The sequence below is a fragment of the Acinetobacter sp. YH12132 genome (assembly GCF_013418645.1).
Lineage (GTDB): Bacteria > Pseudomonadota > Gammaproteobacteria > Pseudomonadales > Moraxellaceae > Acinetobacter > Acinetobacter indicus.
The window spans coordinates 60,453-78,994 of record NZ_VPBR01000002.1 but is presented as its reverse complement, the minus strand read 5'-3'; the positions used below and the strand labels follow the sequence as shown (position 1 = coordinate 78,994).

21 protein-coding genes are annotated in these 18,542 nt (G+C 44.5%); 7 read left to right on the top strand and 14 right to left on the bottom strand.

Annotated features, from left to right (window positions below; all coding sequences use genetic code 11):
- On the top strand, positions 1 to 555 hold the full coding sequence (gene rsmD, locus FTU67_RS02525; protein WP_160241127.1) for a 16S rRNA (guanine(966)-N(2))-methyltransferase RsmD: 555 nt from the start codon (positions 1 to 3) through the stop codon (positions 553 to 555).
- A gap of 52 nt (positions 556 to 607) precedes the next feature.
- Here rsmD and FTU67_RS02520 read toward each other — a convergent pair whose 3' ends face one another.
- From FTU67_RS02520 to FTU67_RS02480, 9 genes are all read right to left on the bottom strand, one after another.
- Positions 608 to 1,039, bottom strand: coding sequence for a hypothetical protein (locus FTU67_RS02520; RefSeq protein WP_075167686.1), 432 nt, complete (start codon positions 1,037 to 1,039; stop codon positions 608 to 610).
- Positions 1,040 to 1,380: 341 nt separating this feature from the next.
- Positions 1,381 to 1,995: an urease accessory protein UreG gene (gene ureG / locus FTU67_RS02515; protein ID WP_005179298.1), complete on the bottom strand. Its 615-nt coding sequence runs from the start codon at positions 1,993 to 1,995 to the stop codon at positions 1,381 to 1,383.
- A 145-nt stretch (positions 1,996 to 2,140) separates the two neighbouring features.
- The gene (locus FTU67_RS02510) at positions 2,141 to 2,806 is read right to left on the bottom strand and encodes an urease accessory protein UreF (protein ID WP_005179301.1); all 666 of its coding nucleotides are present in this window, start codon (positions 2,804 to 2,806) and stop codon (positions 2,141 to 2,143) included.
- A complete protein-coding gene (gene ureE, locus FTU67_RS02505) occupies positions 2,793 to 3,278 on the bottom strand; it encodes an urease accessory protein UreE (protein ID WP_180061362.1) in 486 nt (161 codons plus the stop codon). The genes FTU67_RS02510 and ureE overlap by 14 nt, the downstream gene beginning before the upstream one ends.
- A 126-nt stretch (positions 3,279 to 3,404) precedes the next feature.
- The gene (locus FTU67_RS02500; protein WP_180061361.1) at positions 3,405 to 4,247 is read right to left on the bottom strand and encodes a DUF2971 domain-containing protein; all 843 of its coding nucleotides are present in this window, start codon (positions 4,245 to 4,247) and stop codon (positions 3,405 to 3,407) included.
- Between the two features lie 205 nt (positions 4,248 to 4,452).
- A complete protein-coding gene (ureC, locus tag FTU67_RS02495) occupies positions 4,453 to 6,153 on the bottom strand; it encodes an urease subunit alpha (protein ID WP_171432168.1) in 1,701 nt (566 codons plus the stop codon).
- Positions 6,154 to 6,165: 12 nt separating this feature from the next.
- On the bottom strand, positions 6,166 to 6,474 hold the full coding sequence (locus FTU67_RS02490; RefSeq protein WP_180006733.1) for an urease subunit beta: 309 nt from the start codon (positions 6,472 to 6,474) through the stop codon (positions 6,166 to 6,168).
- A 9-nt stretch (positions 6,475 to 6,483) separates the two neighbouring features.
- A complete protein-coding gene (ureA, locus tag FTU67_RS02485; protein ID WP_163170294.1) occupies positions 6,484 to 6,786 on the bottom strand; it encodes an urease subunit gamma in 303 nt (100 codons plus the stop codon).
- 148 nt (positions 6,787 to 6,934) lie between these two features.
- Complete coding sequence (locus FTU67_RS02480; RefSeq protein WP_180061429.1) at positions 6,935 to 7,810, bottom strand: urease accessory protein UreD; 876 nt, start codon at positions 7,808 to 7,810, stop codon at positions 6,935 to 6,937.
- A 143-nt stretch (positions 7,811 to 7,953) separates the two neighbouring features.
- Between FTU67_RS02480 and FTU67_RS02475 the strand changes: the two genes are divergently transcribed.
- Together FTU67_RS02475 and FTU67_RS02470 are read left to right on the top strand one after the other, a co-directional pair.
- Entirely contained in the window at positions 7,954 to 8,715 is a 762-nt protein-coding gene (locus FTU67_RS02475) for a 3-oxoacyl-ACP reductase (protein ID WP_016659275.1), read from the top strand.
- Positions 8,716 to 8,839: 124 nt separating this feature from the next.
- On the top strand, positions 8,840 to 9,172 hold the full coding sequence (locus FTU67_RS02470; protein WP_180061360.1) for a hypothetical protein: 333 nt from the start codon (positions 8,840 to 8,842) through the stop codon (positions 9,170 to 9,172).
- A gap of 162 nt (positions 9,173 to 9,334) precedes the next feature.
- Here the strand turns inward: FTU67_RS02470 and FTU67_RS02465 are convergent, their stop codons facing one another.
- Positions 9,335 to 9,925, bottom strand: coding sequence for a 1-acyl-sn-glycerol-3-phosphate acyltransferase (locus FTU67_RS02465; protein WP_081401165.1), 591 nt, complete (start codon positions 9,923 to 9,925; stop codon positions 9,335 to 9,337).
- A gap of 264 nt (positions 9,926 to 10,189) precedes the next feature.
- Here FTU67_RS02465 and FTU67_RS02460 point away from each other — a divergent pair, with 264 nt between their 5' ends.
- The gene (locus FTU67_RS02460) at positions 10,190 to 10,654 is read left to right on the top strand and encodes a copper resistance protein NlpE (RefSeq protein ID WP_005179322.1); all 465 of its coding nucleotides are present in this window, start codon (positions 10,190 to 10,192) and stop codon (positions 10,652 to 10,654) included.
- A gap of 178 nt (positions 10,655 to 10,832) precedes the next feature.
- A complete protein-coding gene (locus FTU67_RS02455; RefSeq protein WP_005179324.1) occupies positions 10,833 to 11,597 on the top strand; it encodes a copper resistance protein NlpE N-terminal domain-containing protein in 765 nt (254 codons plus the stop codon).
- 143 nt (positions 11,598 to 11,740) lie between these two features.
- Here the strand turns inward: FTU67_RS02455 and FTU67_RS02450 are convergent, their stop codons facing one another.
- The gene (locus FTU67_RS02450; RefSeq protein ID WP_005179327.1) at positions 11,741 to 13,342 is read right to left on the bottom strand and encodes an isocitrate lyase; all 1,602 of its coding nucleotides are present in this window, start codon (positions 13,340 to 13,342) and stop codon (positions 11,741 to 11,743) included.
- Between the two features lie 636 nt (positions 13,343 to 13,978).
- On the opposite strand from FTU67_RS02450, the gene FTU67_RS02445 reads away from it, so the two are divergent.
- Both FTU67_RS02445 and FTU67_RS02440 read left to right on the top strand, forming a co-directional pair.
- The gene (locus FTU67_RS02445) at positions 13,979 to 14,968 is read left to right on the top strand and encodes a LysR family transcriptional regulator (protein ID WP_005179328.1); all 990 of its coding nucleotides are present in this window, start codon (positions 13,979 to 13,981) and stop codon (positions 14,966 to 14,968) included.
- 124 nt (positions 14,969 to 15,092) lie between these two features.
- Positions 15,093 to 16,409 (top strand): hemolysin family protein, encoded by a 1,317-nt coding sequence (locus tag FTU67_RS02440; RefSeq protein WP_005179329.1) that lies wholly within the window; start codon positions 15,093 to 15,095, stop codon positions 16,407 to 16,409.
- A gap of 74 nt (positions 16,410 to 16,483) precedes the next feature.
- On the opposite strand, the gene FTU67_RS02435 is transcribed toward FTU67_RS02440, so the two are convergent.
- The 3 genes from FTU67_RS02435 to FTU67_RS02425 form a co-directional block, all read right to left on the bottom strand.
- Positions 16,484 to 16,990 carry a hypothetical protein gene (locus tag FTU67_RS02435; RefSeq protein WP_016659280.1) on the bottom strand — a complete coding sequence of 169 codons (507 nt, stop codon included), beginning with the start codon at positions 16,988 to 16,990 and terminating at the stop codon, positions 16,484 to 16,486.
- A 141-nt stretch (positions 16,991 to 17,131) separates the two neighbouring features.
- Entirely contained in the window at positions 17,132 to 18,028 is an 897-nt protein-coding gene (locus FTU67_RS02430; protein ID WP_005179331.1) for a YafY family protein, read from the bottom strand.
- A gap of 168 nt (positions 18,029 to 18,196) precedes the next feature.
- A complete protein-coding gene (locus FTU67_RS02425) occupies positions 18,197 to 18,367 on the bottom strand; it encodes a hypothetical protein (protein WP_005179332.1) in 171 nt (56 codons plus the stop codon).
- Positions 18,368 to 18,542: the final 175 nt, after the last annotated feature.

Here is an 18,542-nt window from a genome sequence, read left to right as displayed (position 1 = left end):
ATGAAAAACCAGCTACGAATTATTGGTGGAGACTGGAAACGTCGCCAGTTGGCCTTTGCCAGTATTGACGGTTTACGCCCGACGCCGGACCGGGTGCGTGAAACCCTGTTTAACTGGCTGATGTGGGATGTGCAAAATGCCAAAGTGCTGGACCTGTGTGCCGGCTCGGGGGCGCTTTCCTTTGAAGCGCTATCACGTGGTGCTGCACAGGTCACCATGATTGAACCGGACCGCACTCAAGCCCAGTTCCTGACCCAGAACCTAGAACTGTTAAAAGTCACCAAAGCCCGCGCCCAGTTAAAAATCAGTACTGCACAGCAGGCGCTGGCCAGCCTGAAAGACAGCTATGATCTGGTGTTTCTTGATCCGCCTTATAACCTGGATTTATGGGAACAGCTGGCACAATTGGCTGATCCATTAATTCAGGATAAAGGCTTGATTTATGTCGAGGCCGACCGTGATCTAAACCAGCTAAAACTGCCGGCCTCCTGGCAGCAAATCAAGGAAACCAAAGCCGGTACAGTCCGCGCCGGACTGTATCAGAAATCACTTTAACGTTTGATTGAACGGTTATAAAAAAAGGATTCCAGATGGAATCCTTTTTGATTTATACGCCCGGTCGTAATGGACGCTGCACTCCAGAAGTCGGCGGCAAAGCCGTCACTGGTTTGGCCTTAGCTGGATTACTCACCTGTGGCTTCTTCACGGGCGGCTTGTTGGCCACCGGACGATTTGGCTTTACCGGTTTGCTTTGTGCAGGTTTACTCTGTGTCGGTTTATGTGCAGGACGATTGGCCTGACCCGGTTTTTGCCCATGCGGACGTTGAGCATGCGGTCGATTCACTGGCTTAACCGATGGACGCTGCTGAATATACACCGGACGGCGTTCATGTTCCCAACGCGACACGGTATATGGATAGCTTGAATAGCCTCGATCATATCCGGTATAGACGCTATGTCGTGGACCATTCTCATACGGCGTGACCACACACCCGGTAAGCGCCACCGCCACCAGCGACACAAAAGCCAGCTTTTTCATGCAATTTATTCCCTGTTCAGATGGCTGCATTTTCAGCAATTAGCATGAATTTACTGGCAATTTTTTGTTGCGTTCCTGTATGTACAAGTTCACATTTCATGCATATCTTGGCTATTTTTCTGGTGGATAAAAGAAAAGACTGGCCGAGCTTCTGTCCAGTTAAGGTTTTATCTGCTCTTCCCAATCTAATATTTAAATATAGATATAGAATTGACTTAGGATAAATGTGCTTTTGACTCGATATTCAAGCAGCACAAATATTGAATGCACAAAAGAAAAAAAAAGACAGCCGTAGCCATCTTTTTAGAATCAGGGAAAAATAGAGATATTGCTTAGGCTATTTAGTTTTTAAACAGGCCCTGTTTTTCAATAAACTCAATAATCTGCTCCAAACCATCTTTGGTTTTCATATTGGAAAATAAAAATGGTTTATCACCACGCATGCGCTTGGCATCCTGATCCATTACTTCCAGACTGGCGCCGACCATCGGGGCTAAATCGGTTTTGTTAATAATCAGCAAATCAGATTTGGTAATGCCCGGCCCACCTTTACGTGGAATTTTTTCACCACCGGCCACATCAATCACATATAAAGTCAGATCGGATAATTCCGGACTAAAGGTTGCCGCCAAGTTATCGCCACCACTTTCAATAATGATCAATTCCAAGCCATCGAACTTTTCACACAAGTCGTCAATCGCTGCCAGGTTAATCGAAGCATCTTCACGGATGGCAGTGTGCGGACAGCCACCTGTTTCGACACCGACAATCCGGTCTGGGCTCATGGCTTCGTTGCGGGTAAGAAAGTTGGAGTCTTCCTTGGTATAAATGTCATTGGTGACCACCGCCATGTTATAGCGCTGGCGCAAGGCCTGACATAAATTGAGAGTAAGTGCAGTTTTACCTGAACCGACTGGACCACCGATGCCGACACGTAATGGAGAACGTTCTGTCATGTTGATTTTCCTTTTCTTGTCCCTCTCCTCTTAGGAGATAAGCAGTCATACTGCGCTAAGGTGAGGTGATTTCCTTCTCCCAAAGGGAGAGAGAATATTGATTAAATTTTTGAGCCCTCTCAATCTCCCTTTAAAAAGGAAGACTTTAAGAACGAAATAAGCGTGAATACTGAGTTTCATGCGCCATACTCAGCATGGCGTAATTGGGTAAGGCGCTACTGAGCTGCTCATCTTCCAGCGTTAAGGCTTTTTCGATGGCTGCCGGAACCTGCTCATGTAAATACCATAAAATCCGTTGCCCACTCATCTGCCCCAGCGGGACAGTTTTCACCGCCGCCAGCACCTGATTTTCCAGCACAGTAAAGGTATAAGCGGTTAATACATCTGCGTCATTGAGACCCAACTGGCCGCAGAGCTGGGCATAAACCGGCACAAAACCTAGCTGTTTTTTCACCGTCACCGGCATTTTCAGCACATCTTTAATCCATGCATTAAGAGAAAATGCCAGCTGCTGTGATTCTGCTAAAAGTTCACGGCTTTCCCGACTGGCACGATAAATCTGCGCCCAATGATCAAACTGTGTGTCATCATCATAAAATTGCATCAGCCGTTTTAAGACCGGTAGTTCAAAACGTACCAGTAGCATCTCCAAGACTTCTTCAAAGTAGGCGATGCTACTGCTTTCATCTTGAATCAGGCCCTGATCAATCGCACTTTCTACCCCTTGCGAATAGCAATACGCTCCGACCGGTAACGCTGTCGAGGACAGCGTTAGCAGTTTGAGCAGTTGCGCTGCATTAGTGATGGGCATGGGCGTGAATAGCCTTGATCGAGCTTAAACGATGATCATGACTGTGCTGTGCGTATGCCCCGCTTTCTGGTTCAAAGGGATGCTCGACTTCACTCACAGTCAGACCCAGTCCAATGACCATTTCAGCCAGCACATGATCTGGTTCAAAATACAGTGCAGTTGGCGTGAGCATCAGCGGTACATGGCGGTTGCCGAGGTGATACGCCGCTTTCAATAAATCAAAATCGGTTTGGGCGACCACTTGCATCAGGTGTTCAGGTTTTGCATCGACCCGGAGTACATCCCCTTGTTCAGTGGCAATAAATGAGCCGCTACGCAAAATGCCGGTACGCGGCAGGTCTGCACCAATATCGGCGCCTGATTTTAATGTTGCACGAAATCGGCTCTTTTGGCGGGTGTCAAAACTGAGTTCGACGGTTTCAAAAGTGCTTCCCTCTGAAATGTGTTCTATTCGTTGAGTGTAGATGTTCATGCTGTTCCTTTTGTCACGAAGATGTTTTGCTTTGGCTTATGTTTTTCAATTTCAAAGCAAAATATCTGTAAATTTACGCATCAAAAGTAAGCAGTTTTTATGCCAATTATGAGTTTTCTTGGTGCATCATTTTTTCTTTTTTGTATTAGCTAACACATCTAAGCGAGGATGATTTGGAACTGTTAATCCATATTGATTAGAAATTCGCTCAGCAATATAGAAAGGTATATTGTTTTGTTTGCAAATTTTTTCTAGCTCCTCTCTATCACTCTTGTCGATTTTTAATCCAGCAATTACAGAACATAAAAATTTCTGTTGAGAAAAAGGCTGTATAGGATTAGTAATATTATATTTTAATATACGAAATTCCTTCTCATACCTCCATTCTTGCGATTTAGTTAAGTATACTTTTTCGGTAATTACCCTTCCATCCGAGTTAAGTCGATCCGTTTTTGAAACTACAGGAATCATTTTTACGTAATTAACAGGAATCGGAAGAAAGTTTAATAGGCCAGCTCCTTTACTGAGCTCTTTTTTTGAAAACTTAAACTCAATTAAAAAACCTGTATGATTTTTTGCATAATGAGACCACATTAAAATATTAAGAGGATTATGATTTAAACAGCAAACTCCAAAATTCACATGCAACTTTTCAAAATAACTCAAGTCATCCATCTCTTTTTTTTGAATATGGCTTACTCTTTTAGCTAATAGTAGTCGTTTTGCAGGCGATAATTTTTCTATTCCTGCTTGTGCAATAACTTTTTTTAATTCTTGAGCAGAATGAAAATGATCATTTGAAATACCATATACACAATCAAAAGGATCATTGAAGTCCTTAGGAGGTGTAAAACGTATCGTTCCATTTCTTAAAATAGCTAAAGATCCATCAGAAAACCGTACATGCTTATAAAGATAAATATATTCTTCATCTTGATATTCAAAAGGATATTCAGAAATATTCAGCAAGTTAACTCTCTCTTCTTTTTAAGTCCTAGATAAATTCGCTTGTATACCTTTTATACAGTTAATTCAAGAGTTAGCACCCTCATCCTCTTACGGAAATATATTCCTCATCCCAAAGAGAGAAGGAACATAGCAGCAATTAAACTAATAGCTTATTTCCCTCTCCTTTTAGGAGATGAGAAGCACTGCTTCGCAAGGGAGAGGTCAATTAAAAAAGAAAATACCTTTGCGCCATTGGCAATACTTCCGCAGGCTCACAAGTCAGTAACTTCCCATCCGCCCGAACTTCATAAATTTCAGGATCGACTTCCATTACAGGACAGTAGGTATTCAACTTCATATCCTTTTTCTGAATATCCCGCGTACCTTTACATGGACTAATTAACTTTTTTAGACCCAGTTTTTCATGCACACCAGCCTCAATCGCCACTTGCGACAAGAAGGTAATACAGGTGTTATGCACACCACGCGCATTAGCACCAAACATCGGACGATAATGCACAGGCTGTGGCGTTGGAATCGAAGCGTTAATATCGCCCATTGGCGCTGCCGCAATCATCCCGCCTTTAATAATCATCGATGGTTTTACGCCAAAAAATGCAGGTTTCCACAACACTAAATCAGCAAGTTTACCCACTTCCACCGAGCCAATTTCATGACTTAAACCATGGGTAATCGCAGGGTTAATCGTATATTTGGCGATATAACGTTTCACACGATGATTGTCATGCGTGGCATTGTCACCCTCTAAAGGTCCACGCTGCACTTTCATTTTATGTGCGGTTTGCCATGTGCGAATCACGACCTCACCGACACGCCCCATCGCTTGTGAATCCGATGACATCATGGCAATTGCGCCTAAGTCTTGCAAAATATCTTCCGCAGCAATGGTTTCACGGCGAATACGACTTTCCGCAAACGCCACATCTTCCGAAATTGCAGGATCTAAATGGTGACAGACCATCAACATATCCAGATGTTCATCAATGGTGTTGATGGTATAAGGACGGGTTGGATTGGTCGACGATGGCAACACATTTGGCTGACCAATGGCTCTTAAAATATCAGGCGCATGTCCACCACCGGCACCTTCGGTATGATAAGTGTGAATGGTACGGTTTTTAAATGCCGCCAACGTTTCTTCCAAGAAACCACTTTCATTTAAAGTGTCGGTATGAATTGCGACTTGCACGTCAAATTCATCTGCCACAGTCAAACAGTTATCAATCGCTGCAGGTGTCGAGCCCCAATCTTCATGCAGTTTTAAACCCACTACACCTGCACGAATTTGCTCGGCAATCGGTTCAGGCTGACTGAGGTTACCTTTACCCAATAAACCAATATTCATGGGTAAATCGTCAATGGCTTGCAGCATGGTGGAAATATGCCAAGGACCCGGAGTCACCGTCGTTGCCGATGTGCCTGCTGCAGGACCTGTACCGCCACCAATCATGGTGGTGACGCCTGACATGAGTGCAGTTTCCACTTGTTGTGGGCAAATCCAATGAATATGGGTATCCACACCACCTGCTGTTAAAATTTGTCCTTCACCTGCAATCACTTCAGTAGCAGCACCAAGTGGAATGGTAATATCCGGCTGAATATCAGGGTTGCCGGCTTTACCAATTTTCCAGATACGTCCGTTCTTTAAACCGACATCAGCTTTAACAATGCCCCACCAATCTACAATTAAAGCATTGGTAATGACGGTATCGGCAACGTCATCAGCCAAAAGTTGTGACTGCCCCATTCCATCACGAATGACTTTACCACCACCAAATTTAACTTCTTCACCATAAGTGGTGAGGTCTTGTTCCACTTCAATAAATAGTTCGGTATCGGCCAAACGAACCCGATCGCCTACCGTTGGACCAAACATTTCCGCATAGGCACGGCGTGACATTTTCATTTTAATTTTTCCTTAATCCAATGGACCCATGACACGACCGGCAAAGCCATAGACTTCGCGTTTACCGGCTAAAGCCACCAGTTCAATATCCCGGCTTTGACCCGGCTCAAAACGTACCGCTGTGCCTGCGGCAATATTTAAACGAAAACCTCGTGCCGCTTCACGGTTAAATTGCAAAGCATCATTGGCCTCATAAAAATGAAAATGTGAACCGACTTGAATCGGACGATCTCCGATATTACTGACGGTCATTTTTAAGGTCTGACGTCCGACATTCATTTCAATGTCTGAGTCTGGGGTAAAAATTTCACCCGGAATCATGCGCTTCTCCTAAATAATTGGCTGATGAACCGTGACCAGTTTTGAGCCATCTGGAAATGTCGCTTCGACTTGGACTTCAGCAATCATTTCCGGAATGCCATCCATCACATCTTCACGTTTTAATAATGTGGTGCCGTAATGCATTAGCTCACTCACGCTCATGCCATCACGCGCGCCTTCTAACAACGCGGCAGAAATATAGGCAATCGCCTCGGGATAGTTCAGTTTTAGCCCACGTGCTTTACGGCGTTCGGCCACCAAGCCCGCAGTAAAAATTAGCATTTTGTCTTTTTCAGTGGGATTGAGTTCCATATCTCGTTCCTAAGTTTGTTCTAAAGGGTGTAATGCAAAATGTGTGCTCAAAAAATTAAATTCCCTCTGCTTTCAGGAGATGAGTAACACTGCTACGCAAGGAGGGATTAATCAATCTCCCTAAATCCCTCTTTAAAAAGAGGGACTTTTATGTCCGCCAAATCCTCGGAAATTCTTCATCTAAATCAAACCAGTAACCGCGCAGCTTGGCGCGTATCGCAGCAAAGGCATCATGACACTGGCGTACGTCATCACCCAGATAACGTGCTGTCACCACATCATCCAGCAGGGTTAACGTCACCTTAATATCCATGCGCATAATCAGCTCACGGATTTGATCAATCTGCTGATCTAAATAGAATTTTGAGCGGAATTTTTCTGGCGGCACTGCCCAGAAGCTAGCCATGACTGCATGACCGTTCATTCCCAAACAGGAGCTGAGCCAGCGGTCATTGCCACTAAAACTCAAACGGTCAGTGACCAGTAATTTATTGTTCCGGTACAGCTGAAATCGATTTTGATAACTGCCCTCGATAAATGTTTCATGGCGCGCCTGACGGCCCAGTACCAACATATCCCAACCAATAAAACTGGCGGCATCCTCCAAAATAACTCTGGTTTCAGAATTGGCATGTGCACCATTAAAGAGCACGGTTTCTTGCGGTAGCCATTCAAAAATAGAGGTATCTTTAACTGTAATATCAATATGTTGGAAAGCCTGTTTTTGATTGGTCTTGTACCATTTTCCTGCACCCGGCGTGGTCACCAAGGCATGTGCGGCCTGCTCTGCCGACATCTGAAAGGTTAAATGATCGCCCCCGGCAATGCCTGCCGGTGGATGCACAATAATGGCGTGGCACACCCCGGTTTTTTCCGGCCACAGCATTTTTTGCACCCGAACAGGACCATGATGTTTACGATGTTCCAATACGGTGCGATTTTTTGCGCCTTTAAAGCCAAGTTCGAGCTGTGCAAACCAATATTGCACCGCAGGCTTCACTTCTGTTGCCACCAGCTGATTCATTTTGCTCAATTCGTATCTTTTTGAAGTCTATGCCCTAGCATTAAGCAATAACTGCACCAGTTTCTATCGGCGCAGATTTCGCTTTGGCTGACTGCCATTTCTTGCTATGGTGCATCTGCATAGGGAATGAGGATGTGAACAATATGCAAATTCGTGATCAAATTGTTTTAGTGACTGGCGGCGCACGCGGTTTAGGCCTGGCCATTACCCGGACCTTATTGGCGGAAGGGGCGCGTGTAGTGGTAAATTATTTAAACAGTGCCGCTGCTGCCGAGCAACTGGTGCAACAGTATCCTGAGCAGGTCTTTGCCTATCAGGCCGATGTCACTGACAAAGCCCAGGTGCAGGCACTCTTTGCCGCAGCCAAGGCGCGTTTTGGTCAGGCCATTCATAGTGTCATCAACAATGCCTTAATTAACTTTGAGTTTAATGGTGATGCCCGTCCCAAAGTCGAAGATCTGACGCCGGCCATCATGCAGCAACAGTTTGATGGTGCAGTTGTGGCTGCCCTCAATACCACCCAAGCAGCGCTTGAGGATATGAAAACTGCCGGATTTGGCCGTATTGTGAATATTGGTACCAACCTCGTGCAGAATCCGGTGGTGCCTTATCATGACTACACCACCGCCAAAGCCGCACTGTTGGCCTTTACCCGTACTGCAGCGCATGATCTGGGCCAATATGGTATTAACGTGAATATGTTGTCTGGCGGGCTGCTCCAAACCACCGATGCCAGCAAAGCCACGCCAGATGCGGTATTTGATTTAATTGCTGCCTCGACGCCACTACGCCGTGTTACCACCCCAGAAGAATTTGCCGCAGCTATTATGATGTTCCTGTCACCGTATTCGCGTGCAGTCACCGGGCAAAACCTGATTGTTGATGGCGGTCTGGTCAAAGGTTAACTGCAGTTTTGTGTGACTTTTATCACAATAAACTAATTTTTAAGCAGTTAAACCGGTTTGTCATGCTAGAGGTGGGCTGAATTCGCTAGACTATGGTCCATCCTCTCTTCACTATTTTGCTAACATGAAACCCCTGTTTGCTTTGGCCTGCTGTACCCTGCTGAGCGCCTGTATGTTCGGTAACTCCCAAGAATTAAAACGCGCTGAACAATTGCTGGCGCAATTTGAATGCCACAATATTGAAACAACGCTGATGACCCATAGTGCTATTAACAGCTATCACGAACATGCGCTGGTTGCCGCCCGGCAAACAGCCAGCCGTTATGTGGAACAGTATCGGGAAGGTGAACAGCAATCCAGCCTGGCGGTGGATGAAATTGTGCAGCAGCAATATCAGCTTTATACCGCAGCCTGCCAATCGTTGGGCGGGATTTTCCCCAAAGCAGAACAGCCTTAAATCAAAATTAGATATTTAGAAGTTTGATCACACAAAACAGCGGATCAATCAGAGAGAAGCTTCAATCTCTCACATCTTGATGTACGGCCAATGTTGATATTGAAAGCATATAAATAAGAAGACAGGGCCGATGCCCTGTCTTCTGTTTTTAACGATGAACGATTATTCAGCCTCTGCATAGTAACGGGTATCGACACTAAACTGTTCCGGGAATTTGGCGGCAATGCTGGCATAAAACGCCATGATTTCTGCCATGTCTTTTTCCATATCTCCCGATGGATAGACAATTTTACCTACCCCACATTTTTTCTGGGCGTAGTCCATATAGGCCAGTGCAATCGGCACGCCAGCCGTTACCGCCACATGATAAAAACCGGTTTTCCACTGTTCCTGTTTGGCGCGTGTACCTTCTGGCGTAACCAGCATCACCAGCTTGGGATGCTGCTTGAACAAATCGCTCATCAGCTGCACCATGCTCGGACGCTGCTCACCGGCTGCCTTCGGACGACGGTCAATGCCAATTCCGCCCATTGCACGGACAAAAGGCCCAAACGGAAACTTCATATAACTGTCTTTAATGGTCAGGCGAACATTCACGCCCAAGGCTTTAAGCGCCAAACGTGCATATAGTGCATCCCAGTTACTGGTATGCGGCGCGGCAATCATCACACACTGGTCCAAATCCAGCGGCCAGTGATTGTCAATTTCCCAGCCCATCAGCCCCAAGCTCTGTTCTGCCAACTTCTCAAACACAAGCACAATCCACACAATAAAAATTGCGCGAAGTTTAACAACTCAACAGATTTAAAAAAGAGCAGATTGCCGAATATTTAATCAATTAATATATAAATGTATACAATTAGCCAAACCGTCAATCGCCATTCCTGCCAATCTTTCGGGTTTTTCTTAAATAAACCGGATGCCGGAAACTGAAAATAAATACTCACAGAAACCCAACAGGGCAATTTTTACAATCAGGCTATGCTGACCCTATCTGTCCTGTCAGGAGATTGATCGGTGAAAATAAAAATTTTGAGCCTTGCCCTCACGGCGCTGTTACTGGCCGCCTGTGATAACAATAAAACCCCTGAAACCGCCCGCGATGCAGAAACCACCTCACCTGCCGCAGCCACTGACATGAGCGCCAATGATACAGCCGCCACCGCACTGGACTGGCCGGGAGAATATAAAGGGGTCTTGCCGTGTAGCGACTGCCAGGGCATTGAAACCGAGCTTGAGCTAAAAATGGATAAAACCTATGAGCTGAGTGAAGAATTCCTGGGCCGTGCCAATGGTCAGGAGTCCAAAATTACCGGTACGTTTGAATTTGACCCGAATGATCCTGCCGTTATTATTCTGGATCAGGCTGCCAATAACCGTAAATTCTTTGTCGGTGAAAACTTTATTGAAGCGCGCGATGTCAACAATGGCGACAATATTGATGCCAGCCAGAATTATCGTCTGCAAAAAGACCTGCAATAAAGCACAAGATCTAGCATCGCTAAAAGTCACCACTTTGGTGGCTTTTCTTGTTTCAAAACGGTTTTTTGCCCGCGATAAAATTTGCTACAAAACAGCGGTCCAATTTAGCCCTCTGCTCTAGGCGAATATGCCCGAAAAGTTTATGTTTAATACCTTATCCAAAGATTGATCTGTTGCCATGTTATCTCGTCCTCTTCTTGCAATTAGCACCTTGTCTTTGTGTTTAAGTGGTTGCGGTGGGCAAGCTGAAAAAAGCAGTACCATGAGCAATGCCCAGGCCCAAACTGAAACCCAACCGCAAGACAGCCTAATGCCTGCTGCTGAAACAGCAGCACCACAGCCGGAGCCGCTGGCCGGTCACTACAAAACCATCCTTGACTGTGATGATTGCCAGCAGCGTATTCTTGAGTTAAAGATTCATCCGGATCAGAGCTACAGCCTGCAAGATACCCGTATCTATGCTCGCCGTCAGCGTAGCCAGAATACACAAGGTCAGGTCAGCTATACCAATGAACAGACTGCCCAATTAATCAGTACTGATCAACAGATTCAACAATTGCAGCCCACAGCAAACGGGCTGGAACTTGTAGATGCCTCATCCAAACAGCCAGCACTAAAACTGGAACGTGTTGCGACCATTGAAGTCAGCAATGCGCTGAAACATGCCGACATTCAGGCCGAACATATTGATAGCTTAAGCTTTCGCGATATTACCGATACCGTCAAAGCGCATGACTACTATATGCGTATTCATAACCAGTCAGATCAGCCGCTAAAACTGAAAGTCAGCGATATTATTCTGGTCGATCAAAACTATCAGGAATATAACGCGCTGGTTGATGAAAGCTTTTTAGAACCTATTCCGGCCCAGCAAACCCGCTACAATAAAATCAGCTTTAATTATCCGGACAATGCGGTGGCGGACTATATTAAGGTGAAATAGCTTTTCTTTTTTCTTTCATTTTCTATTCTGCCGTTTCTTTTTATCTTGCTGTACTGATCTTCTTTTTTCTTTCTTATTTATTCTTTTTATTCAAGCATAAAAAAACCCTGCAGATGCAGGGTTTTTTGTAAACCGTCTAACGATTAGCCGTTGAACTGGTTCATTGTGTTTTTCGCATCGTCACCCGCTTTAAGCGCGTTGTCACCAGCGAAGATTTCTTTGTGGTCATCACCGATATCAGAACCCGCCATTGCTTGGTGTTTCACACAAGCGATACCGCCACGGATTTCTTTACGTTGTACGCCAGCAACATAAGCCAACATACCTTCAGAACCGAAGTAACCTTGAGCAAGCTCGTGAGTAGAAAGCGCAGCTGTGTGGTAAGTCGGAAGTGTGATTAAGTGATGGAATACACCCGCTTCACGAGAAGCATCTGCTTGGAATGTACGTACTTTTTCGTCAGCTTCAGCAGCTAATTCAGTGTTGTCGTACTCAGCACTCATTAACTTAGCACGGTCGTATGCAGATACATCTTTACCTTCAGCAACCCAACGGTCGTACGCTTGTTGACGGAAGTTTAAAGTCCAGTTGAACGATGGAGAGTTGTTATAAACAAGCTTCGCATTTGGCACAACTTCACGTACACGGTTCACCATGTGAGCGATTTCTTCAACGTTAGGCGTTGCAGTTTCGATCCAAAGCAGGTCAGCACCGTTTTGTAAGCTGGTTACACAGTCAAGTACAACGCGGTCAATTTGAGTGCCTTCACGGAACTGGTACAGGCCAGATGCTAAACGCTTAGGACGGTGTAATTTACCATCACGCTTGATCAGGATTTCGTCTTCTTTCGCTTCAGAGATGTCAATTTCTTGAGTGTCTAAGTAGCTGATGTATTGAGAAGCGATGTCGCCTGGCTCTTTAACCACTGGGATTTTTTGAGTCAAGTCAGCGCCTTCAGAGTCAGTACGTGCAACGATGATACCGTCGTCAAGACCCATTTCCAGGAACGCATAGCGAAGCGCGTGGATTTTCGCGATGAAGTCTTCGTGTGGAACAGTTACTTTACCTGCTTGGTGACCACATTGTTTCGCATCAGAAACCTGGTTTTCGATTTGCAGTGCACAAGCACCCGCTTCGATCATTTTCTTCGCAAGTAAGTAAGTTGCTTCTTCGTTACCGAAACCAGCGTCGATGTCGGCAATAATTGGCACAACGTGAGTTTCAAAGTTGTCGATTTGAGCAGTGATTTCAGCTGCTTTAGCAGTATCACCTGCGTCTTGTGCTTTTTTCAGTGCACGGAACAAATCGTTTAATTCTTTTGCGTCAGCTTGACGTAAGAAAGTGTAGATTTCTTCGATCAATGCAGGAACAGAAGTTTTTTCGTGCATAGATTGGTCAGGAAGTGGACCGAATTCTGAACGAAGTGCAGCAACCATCCAGCCAGACAGGTAGATATAACGCTTAGAGGTTGTACCGAAGTATTTTTTGTTCGCAATCATTTTTTGTTGCGCAACGAAACCGTGCCAGCAACCTAATGATTGAGTATACTTGCTGCTGTCTGCATCGTATTCAGCCATATCACGACGCATAATCGCAGCTGTATATTTAGCAATGTCTAAACCAGTTTTGAAACGGTTTTGCATCTGCATACGCGCAGCATCTTCAGGACTGATGTCTGCCCAAGTGTTACCGAATTTCGCTTTCAATTCGCGGATTGCATCAATCGCTGTTTGGTATGTAGTCATGATATTTTCCTGTATTAATTTTAGGATTTTCTCCAACGAAATGACTAAAATCATACCTCTGGATGTGTTCAGATTTAGAGCACTTCGTCGTGTTGAGTACAGATTAGAGTGAGTTAGAAAATTAATCCAATATCCTCAAAGAATCTTCACTATTTATTTAAAAAATATGTAGATCAAAGTCGTATCCGAAAATTTATATTACAAAACAAATATTTGATTTTTATTAAATAAATTTTATTTTACAATTCAAATAACCGATTAAAAAACACACCATTTGCTTTTTTTATATTCATTATACTTAAGTCGGGTACGGCTTTTTCCGTACAAAATCAAGGCAATATCCGGCTTATTTTTAGCCTGGTAGAGCCAACCTGACAGTGAATAGAAGAAGACCATGCTTGTGTTGAGTCGCTCAACTCAAGCATTTCTGCAGGTGGATGCGATGAGGTTTGAATCAACCCGACACGCGCTGATTTAAGCCGCTTAAACCCCGCGCGAATTGGGCCGAAAAACCCGGTAAATATGCAGGAATTGATCCGATCAGGGAACAGGCTTTTCGGTAATTGTTCTACCCAAGCCTTCAGGCTTATGGCATAATCCAAATAATTTCTTGGGTTTATTTTCGGTATTTTTTTTATGAATCTGGAGCGGGTCGATCTCAACCTACTAATTTACCTGGACGTATTACTTCGCGAAAAAAATGTCACTCGAGCAGCTGAACAATTGGGCGTTACCCAACCCGCCATGAGTAACATTTTACGTCGTCTACGTAACTTATTTAATGATCCCCTGCTCATCCGTTCATCTGAAGGGATGACCCCGACCGAACGCGCACTTGAATTACAACCGCGTATTCGTGATGCCCTGTCCGATTTATCCATGATTCTGGAACCCCGTACCGAGTTCCGCCCGTATACCTCCAATCGCGTATTCCGGATTATGACTTCAGATTATGCTGAAGCTACCCTAGTGCCGCGTCTGGTTAAAGCCTTGCGTTCTGAAGCGCCGAATGTGGTGCTCGACTTTCTGACCCCAAGTGATGTGTCCTATCGTGACATGGAACAAGGCAAGGTAGACCTAGCCATCAACCGCTTTAATGAAATTCCGCAAAGTTTCCACCAGGTACTGGTCTGGCGTGACAGTTTTTCCTGTCTACTCAATCAGAAACACCCGGCGGCCGGCAACCTGAACCTAAAAAGCTATTTAGATGCACAGCATATCTGGGTCTCTAAAACCGGTATGGGCGTTGGCTTTGGCGTTAATCCTGAAAAACAGGCCGGATTAGGCTGGATTGATCAGGCACTGGAGCGGATTGGTCAAAAACGCAAGATTTCAGTCTTTACCCGTCATTATCAGATGCCGGCACTCTTGGCATCCAATGTGGATCTGGTGGCCACCTTACCGACCCGAATTGCCCGTTTACAGGCCAAAAGCCAGAATCTGCTGATTAAAGACCCGCCGTTTTATATTCCGGAATTTGAATTGAAGATGGCCTGGTGTCCGTTACTGCATCATCATCCGGCGCATCGCTGGTTACGTCAGCTGATTCTGTATGTAGCCCGTCAAATGATTGAAGAAGAAAACCGTGAGTTTTTAATGAATAACTCACAATTTTCTCAATTTTGACAAAAAACGCTCATAAATCTCTCTTTTTAAAGCTTATACTAAGATGAACATGAGTAGTGCCCGGTGCACTACTCGATGTTTTTGACGTTAAAAATATTCAGAATAAAAATCCGCAGGTGGATTCGTGAGCCTCTTCCAGAACATTGTTATTATTTTCATACTGATTGCAGGAGCAGGTTTTTTATCACTGACCGAGATCGCCCTAGCCGGTGCGCGTAAGGTCAAATTAAAAATTCTGGCTGAAGCCGGAGATGAACGTGCGCAAAAAGTGCTGGATTTACAGGAAAACTCGGCAGACTTTTTTGCCGCCTCGCAAATTGGCTTGAATGCGATTGCCATTTTAGGCGGTATTTTGGGTGAAGGTGCTTTTCGCCCGTATTTCTACGATTTTGTCACCCGTTTCTATACCGGACCGTGGGCCGAAACCCTCAGCTTCGCGCTGTCTTTTACCTTAGTCACCTCTTTATTTATTCTGTTCGCCGACCTGATGCCGAAACGCCTGGCCATGATTGCACCAGAGAAAATTTCTATTTCCGTGATCAATCCAGTACAGGTATTTATTACCGTCTGCAAACCGCTGGCCTGGTTTATTAATGCCATCGCCAATATGCTGTTCCGGCTGTTTAAGGTCAATACCATCCGCGATGACAATATTACCTTTGATGATATTTCCGCAGTGATGGATGCCGGCGCCCAAGCGGGTGTGTTGCAAAAACAGGAACATCACTTTATTGAAAACGTGTTTGAACTGGAAGAACGTAATGTCCCATCCAGCATGACCACGCGTGAAAATGTGGTGTACTTTACCCTAAATGAAGCCGAAGACAGCATTCGCCAGAAACTGGCCGAATTTCCCTATTCCAAATTTCTGGTCTGTAATGAAAATATTGATCAGGTGATTGGCTATGTCGATGCCAAAGACATTCTGGTGCGGATTCTGAATAACCAGAAAATTAACCAGCTGAATGAATCAACCATTCGTAATGTACTCACCATCCCCGATACCCTGACTCTGTCTGAAGTGCTGGACCGCTTCCGCTCGACCAAAGAAAAATTTGCGGTGGTGATTAATGAATATGCACTGGTGGTCGGCGTCATTACCCTGTCCGATATTATGATTACCGTAATGGGCGACTGGGTAACCCCTATTGAAGAAGAACAGCAGATTATTAAACGTGATAATAATTCATGGCTGATTGATGGCAGTACTCCAATTGAAGACATGAAACATGCGCTTGAAATTGAAGAGATGCCCGATGAAGAAAACTATGAAACTCTGGCCGGTTTTATGATGTATCAACTGCGCAAGATTCCGCGTCCAGCCGATACCGTGTTATATGGCGGTTATAAATTTGAAGTGGTCGATGTCGATCATTTTAAAATTGACCAGCTGTTGGTGACACGTTTACTGGAAAATAACCAACCGCCGGAACAGGAATAATCTATCTTTCTCTAATCAAGAGCGATAAAAAAACTTTCTAGACTCTAGAAAGTTTTTTTCATGCAGCAATTCACTTAAAACTGACGCAGCAATTCATCCAGCACCGCCTGATAGTGAATGGCAATGTCATCTTCCAGAATTTTATAGGCGCTGTCGAACTGCACCATTGGCCAGCCTTCTTTCCAGAACGGGAAAATATTGTGCAGGTCATGGGTCACAATCGCATCTTCACGGACAATAGCTTGTGCAATTTGTGCCAGTACCTGGGCGGTTTCTGCGCCATCAATGGCCAGATAATCAATCTGACGGGCTTTTAAAATACGAATCCGGTCTTTTTTATAGCGGATTTTTTTGGCTTGGGCTTCATTTAGGCTCAATGCCAGCGTCACCGCTTCAACAAATTTTTCTTCAAAAGATTGATGCAATGCCACCAAGGCCTGTTTATGCGCTTCCTGACGTCCCACTTTTCCACCTTTGCGGATAATCTCTTTGGCTTCGCTATTGAGCACATCATTCTTCATACTCTGAAGGATGTCTATAATTTCAATATCGCTTAAAGATTCAGGAGACTGGTCAATCATGAAATAGCCTTGGGCAAAAAGTAAAAGACTATTTTCGCATAATTTCGCTTAAAGCTCGACAGATTCCGTAGCAATTATGACAGGAATAAGGGGGCCAATTTTAATGGTCATCAAAACTCAAATGCATACCCACAACACGAATTAATGCAGATAATGGCTAAGGCTCTGCTCCAGCTCGGTTTGTAAATGCAGCGGCGCTACAATTTTGACATAGGGAATCCAGTAGCGCACCAGCGGATAAAGCTGAATATGATGGCGAATCTGGCAGGAAATCAGCAGGCTGCCACACGGCTTTTCTTCCAGGATCTGCTGCTTTGGAAACAGCCGGCGCTGTTTAAAATACAGCGCGGCATCTGCCGCAACCGATAAATGTACTTCCTGCTGTTCATGACCAAACCAGATACCTTCTTCATCTTCCAGCTGTTGCAGAATAGCCGGATCATGCTCAAACGGGTCCAGTTCATAGCTGAGTTCAATCTGCTCAATCAGGCTCAGGCGATACACTTTTAAGGTATCCGAATGCACCGCAGCCAGATACCAGTTACCATGATGATGAATCAGGCGATAAGGCTGCACCCGACGGGACTTGTTTTTATAGACAAAGCCAATGTACTGACGCTGCTGAATGGCTTGGGTCAGGGTTTTAAAATGTTCGGCATATTGGCTACTGTCTTCATAATCATAACCTTTGGCGGAAAACACCAGATTGGCACGATGATCCATCAGCTCACGTAGGAACGAAATATCCAGCGAGGGATAAAGATCGCTAATGCCCGACAACTGGGCAAAGTTCTGGATATCCTGAAGTTTAAACCGTCCCAAATAGGAAGCATCAAGATAGTATTTTTTGCTGCGTTTGTCCTGCAATAAAGGTAGATAGGCATTCAGCCGATCAAAGTCACGTTCAATGGTGCGGGTGCTGACTTTAAATTCCTGGGCCAGTTCCGGAATACTCAGCTGATGCCCTACATTGAGTTTGGTTAAAATACTGACCAGCCGTTCAGCCAGTCGTTCATGTGTTGAAGTAACACACTTCATGATACCCTCATGGTGCTGTTTTAAGGCACTGTTTTTTCTATCAATTAAATAGCCGTAAATTAAAATTTATTAAATAAAAATCATATAAATAATTAGACCAAGACTTTAAATACATTTACGTTAAAAGTAAATCAAAATACGTATCACAAGGCTGCATTCAGCTTAGACTTAAGGCTTATTCTGATCTAGGCGATCAACATAACGCTCTAAATGCAGCATGGCACTATACACCCGGTGGATATCTGCCAGACCTATTTTTTGACGGATAATGGCCCGATGAATGCGCCTTAAAGCACGTATATTCTGGGTGGTGGTATATGCTGTAGATGAAATTCTCATGATTCTGCCCTCTGTCTCTTCATTGAAATATCCAGTTTATTTTTATGATGTCTGTTTTGGATGTGGGCTAATGTACAACACAGTTTCGACAGGTTGTGTCAAATACATCACATATATTTTAATTTTTAGTAAAACTTGTACAGTTTAAGTAATAAACATCAATGTACTAACTTGA

Excerpts from the sequence above, each read along its gene's own strand:
- rsmD (WP_160241127.1), top strand. The coding sequence starts at position 1 with ATGAAAAACCAGCTACGAATTATTGGTGGAGACTGGAAACGTCGCCAG.
- FTU67_RS02520 (WP_075167686.1), bottom strand. The coding sequence starts at position 1,039 with ATGAAAAAGCTGGCTTTTGTGTCGCTGGTGGCGGTGGCGCTTACCGGG.
- ureG (WP_005179298.1), bottom strand. The coding sequence starts at position 1,995 with ATGACAGAACGTTCTCCATTACGTGTCGGCATCGGTGGTCCAGTCGGT.
- FTU67_RS02510 (WP_005179301.1), bottom strand. The coding sequence starts at position 2,806 with ATGCCCATCACTAATGCAGCGCAACTGCTCAAACTGCTAACGCTGTCC.
- ureE (WP_180061362.1), bottom strand. The coding sequence starts at position 3,278 with ATGAACATCTACACTCAACGAATAGAACACATTTCAGAGGGAAGCACT.
- ureC (WP_171432168.1), bottom strand. The coding sequence starts at position 6,153 with ATGAAAATGTCACGCCGTGCCTATGCGGAAATGTTTGGTCCAACGGTA.
- FTU67_RS02490 (WP_180006733.1), bottom strand. The coding sequence starts at position 6,474 with ATGATTCCGGGTGAAATTTTTACCCCAGACTCAGACATTGAAATGAAT.
- ureA (WP_163170294.1), bottom strand. The coding sequence starts at position 6,786 with ATGGAACTCAATCCCACTGAAAAAGACAAAATGCTAATTTTTACTGCG.
- FTU67_RS02480 (WP_180061429.1), bottom strand. The coding sequence starts at position 7,810 with ATGAATCAGCTGGTGGCAACAGAAGTGAAGCCTGCGGTGCAATATTGG.
- FTU67_RS02475 (WP_016659275.1), top strand. The coding sequence starts at position 7,954 with ATGCAAATTCGTGATCAAATTGTTTTAGTGACTGGCGGCGCACGCGGT.
- FTU67_RS02470 (WP_180061360.1), top strand. The coding sequence starts at position 8,840 with ATGAAACCCCTGTTTGCTTTGGCCTGCTGTACCCTGCTGAGCGCCTGT.
- FTU67_RS02455 (WP_005179324.1), top strand. The coding sequence starts at position 10,833 with ATGTTATCTCGTCCTCTTCTTGCAATTAGCACCTTGTCTTTGTGTTTA.
- FTU67_RS02450 (WP_005179327.1), bottom strand. The coding sequence starts at position 13,342 with ATGACTACATACCAAACAGCGATTGATGCAATCCGCGAATTGAAAGCG.
- FTU67_RS02445 (WP_005179328.1), top strand. The coding sequence starts at position 13,979 with ATGAATCTGGAGCGGGTCGATCTCAACCTACTAATTTACCTGGACGTA.
- FTU67_RS02435 (WP_016659280.1), bottom strand. The coding sequence starts at position 16,990 with ATGATTGACCAGTCTCCTGAATCTTTAAGCGATATTGAAATTATAGAC.
- FTU67_RS02430 (WP_005179331.1), bottom strand. The coding sequence starts at position 18,028 with ATGAAGTGTGTTACTTCAACACATGAACGACTGGCTGAACGGCTGGTC.
- FTU67_RS02425 (WP_005179332.1), bottom strand. The coding sequence starts at position 18,367 with ATGAGAATTTCATCTACAGCATATACCACCACCCAGAATATACGTGCT.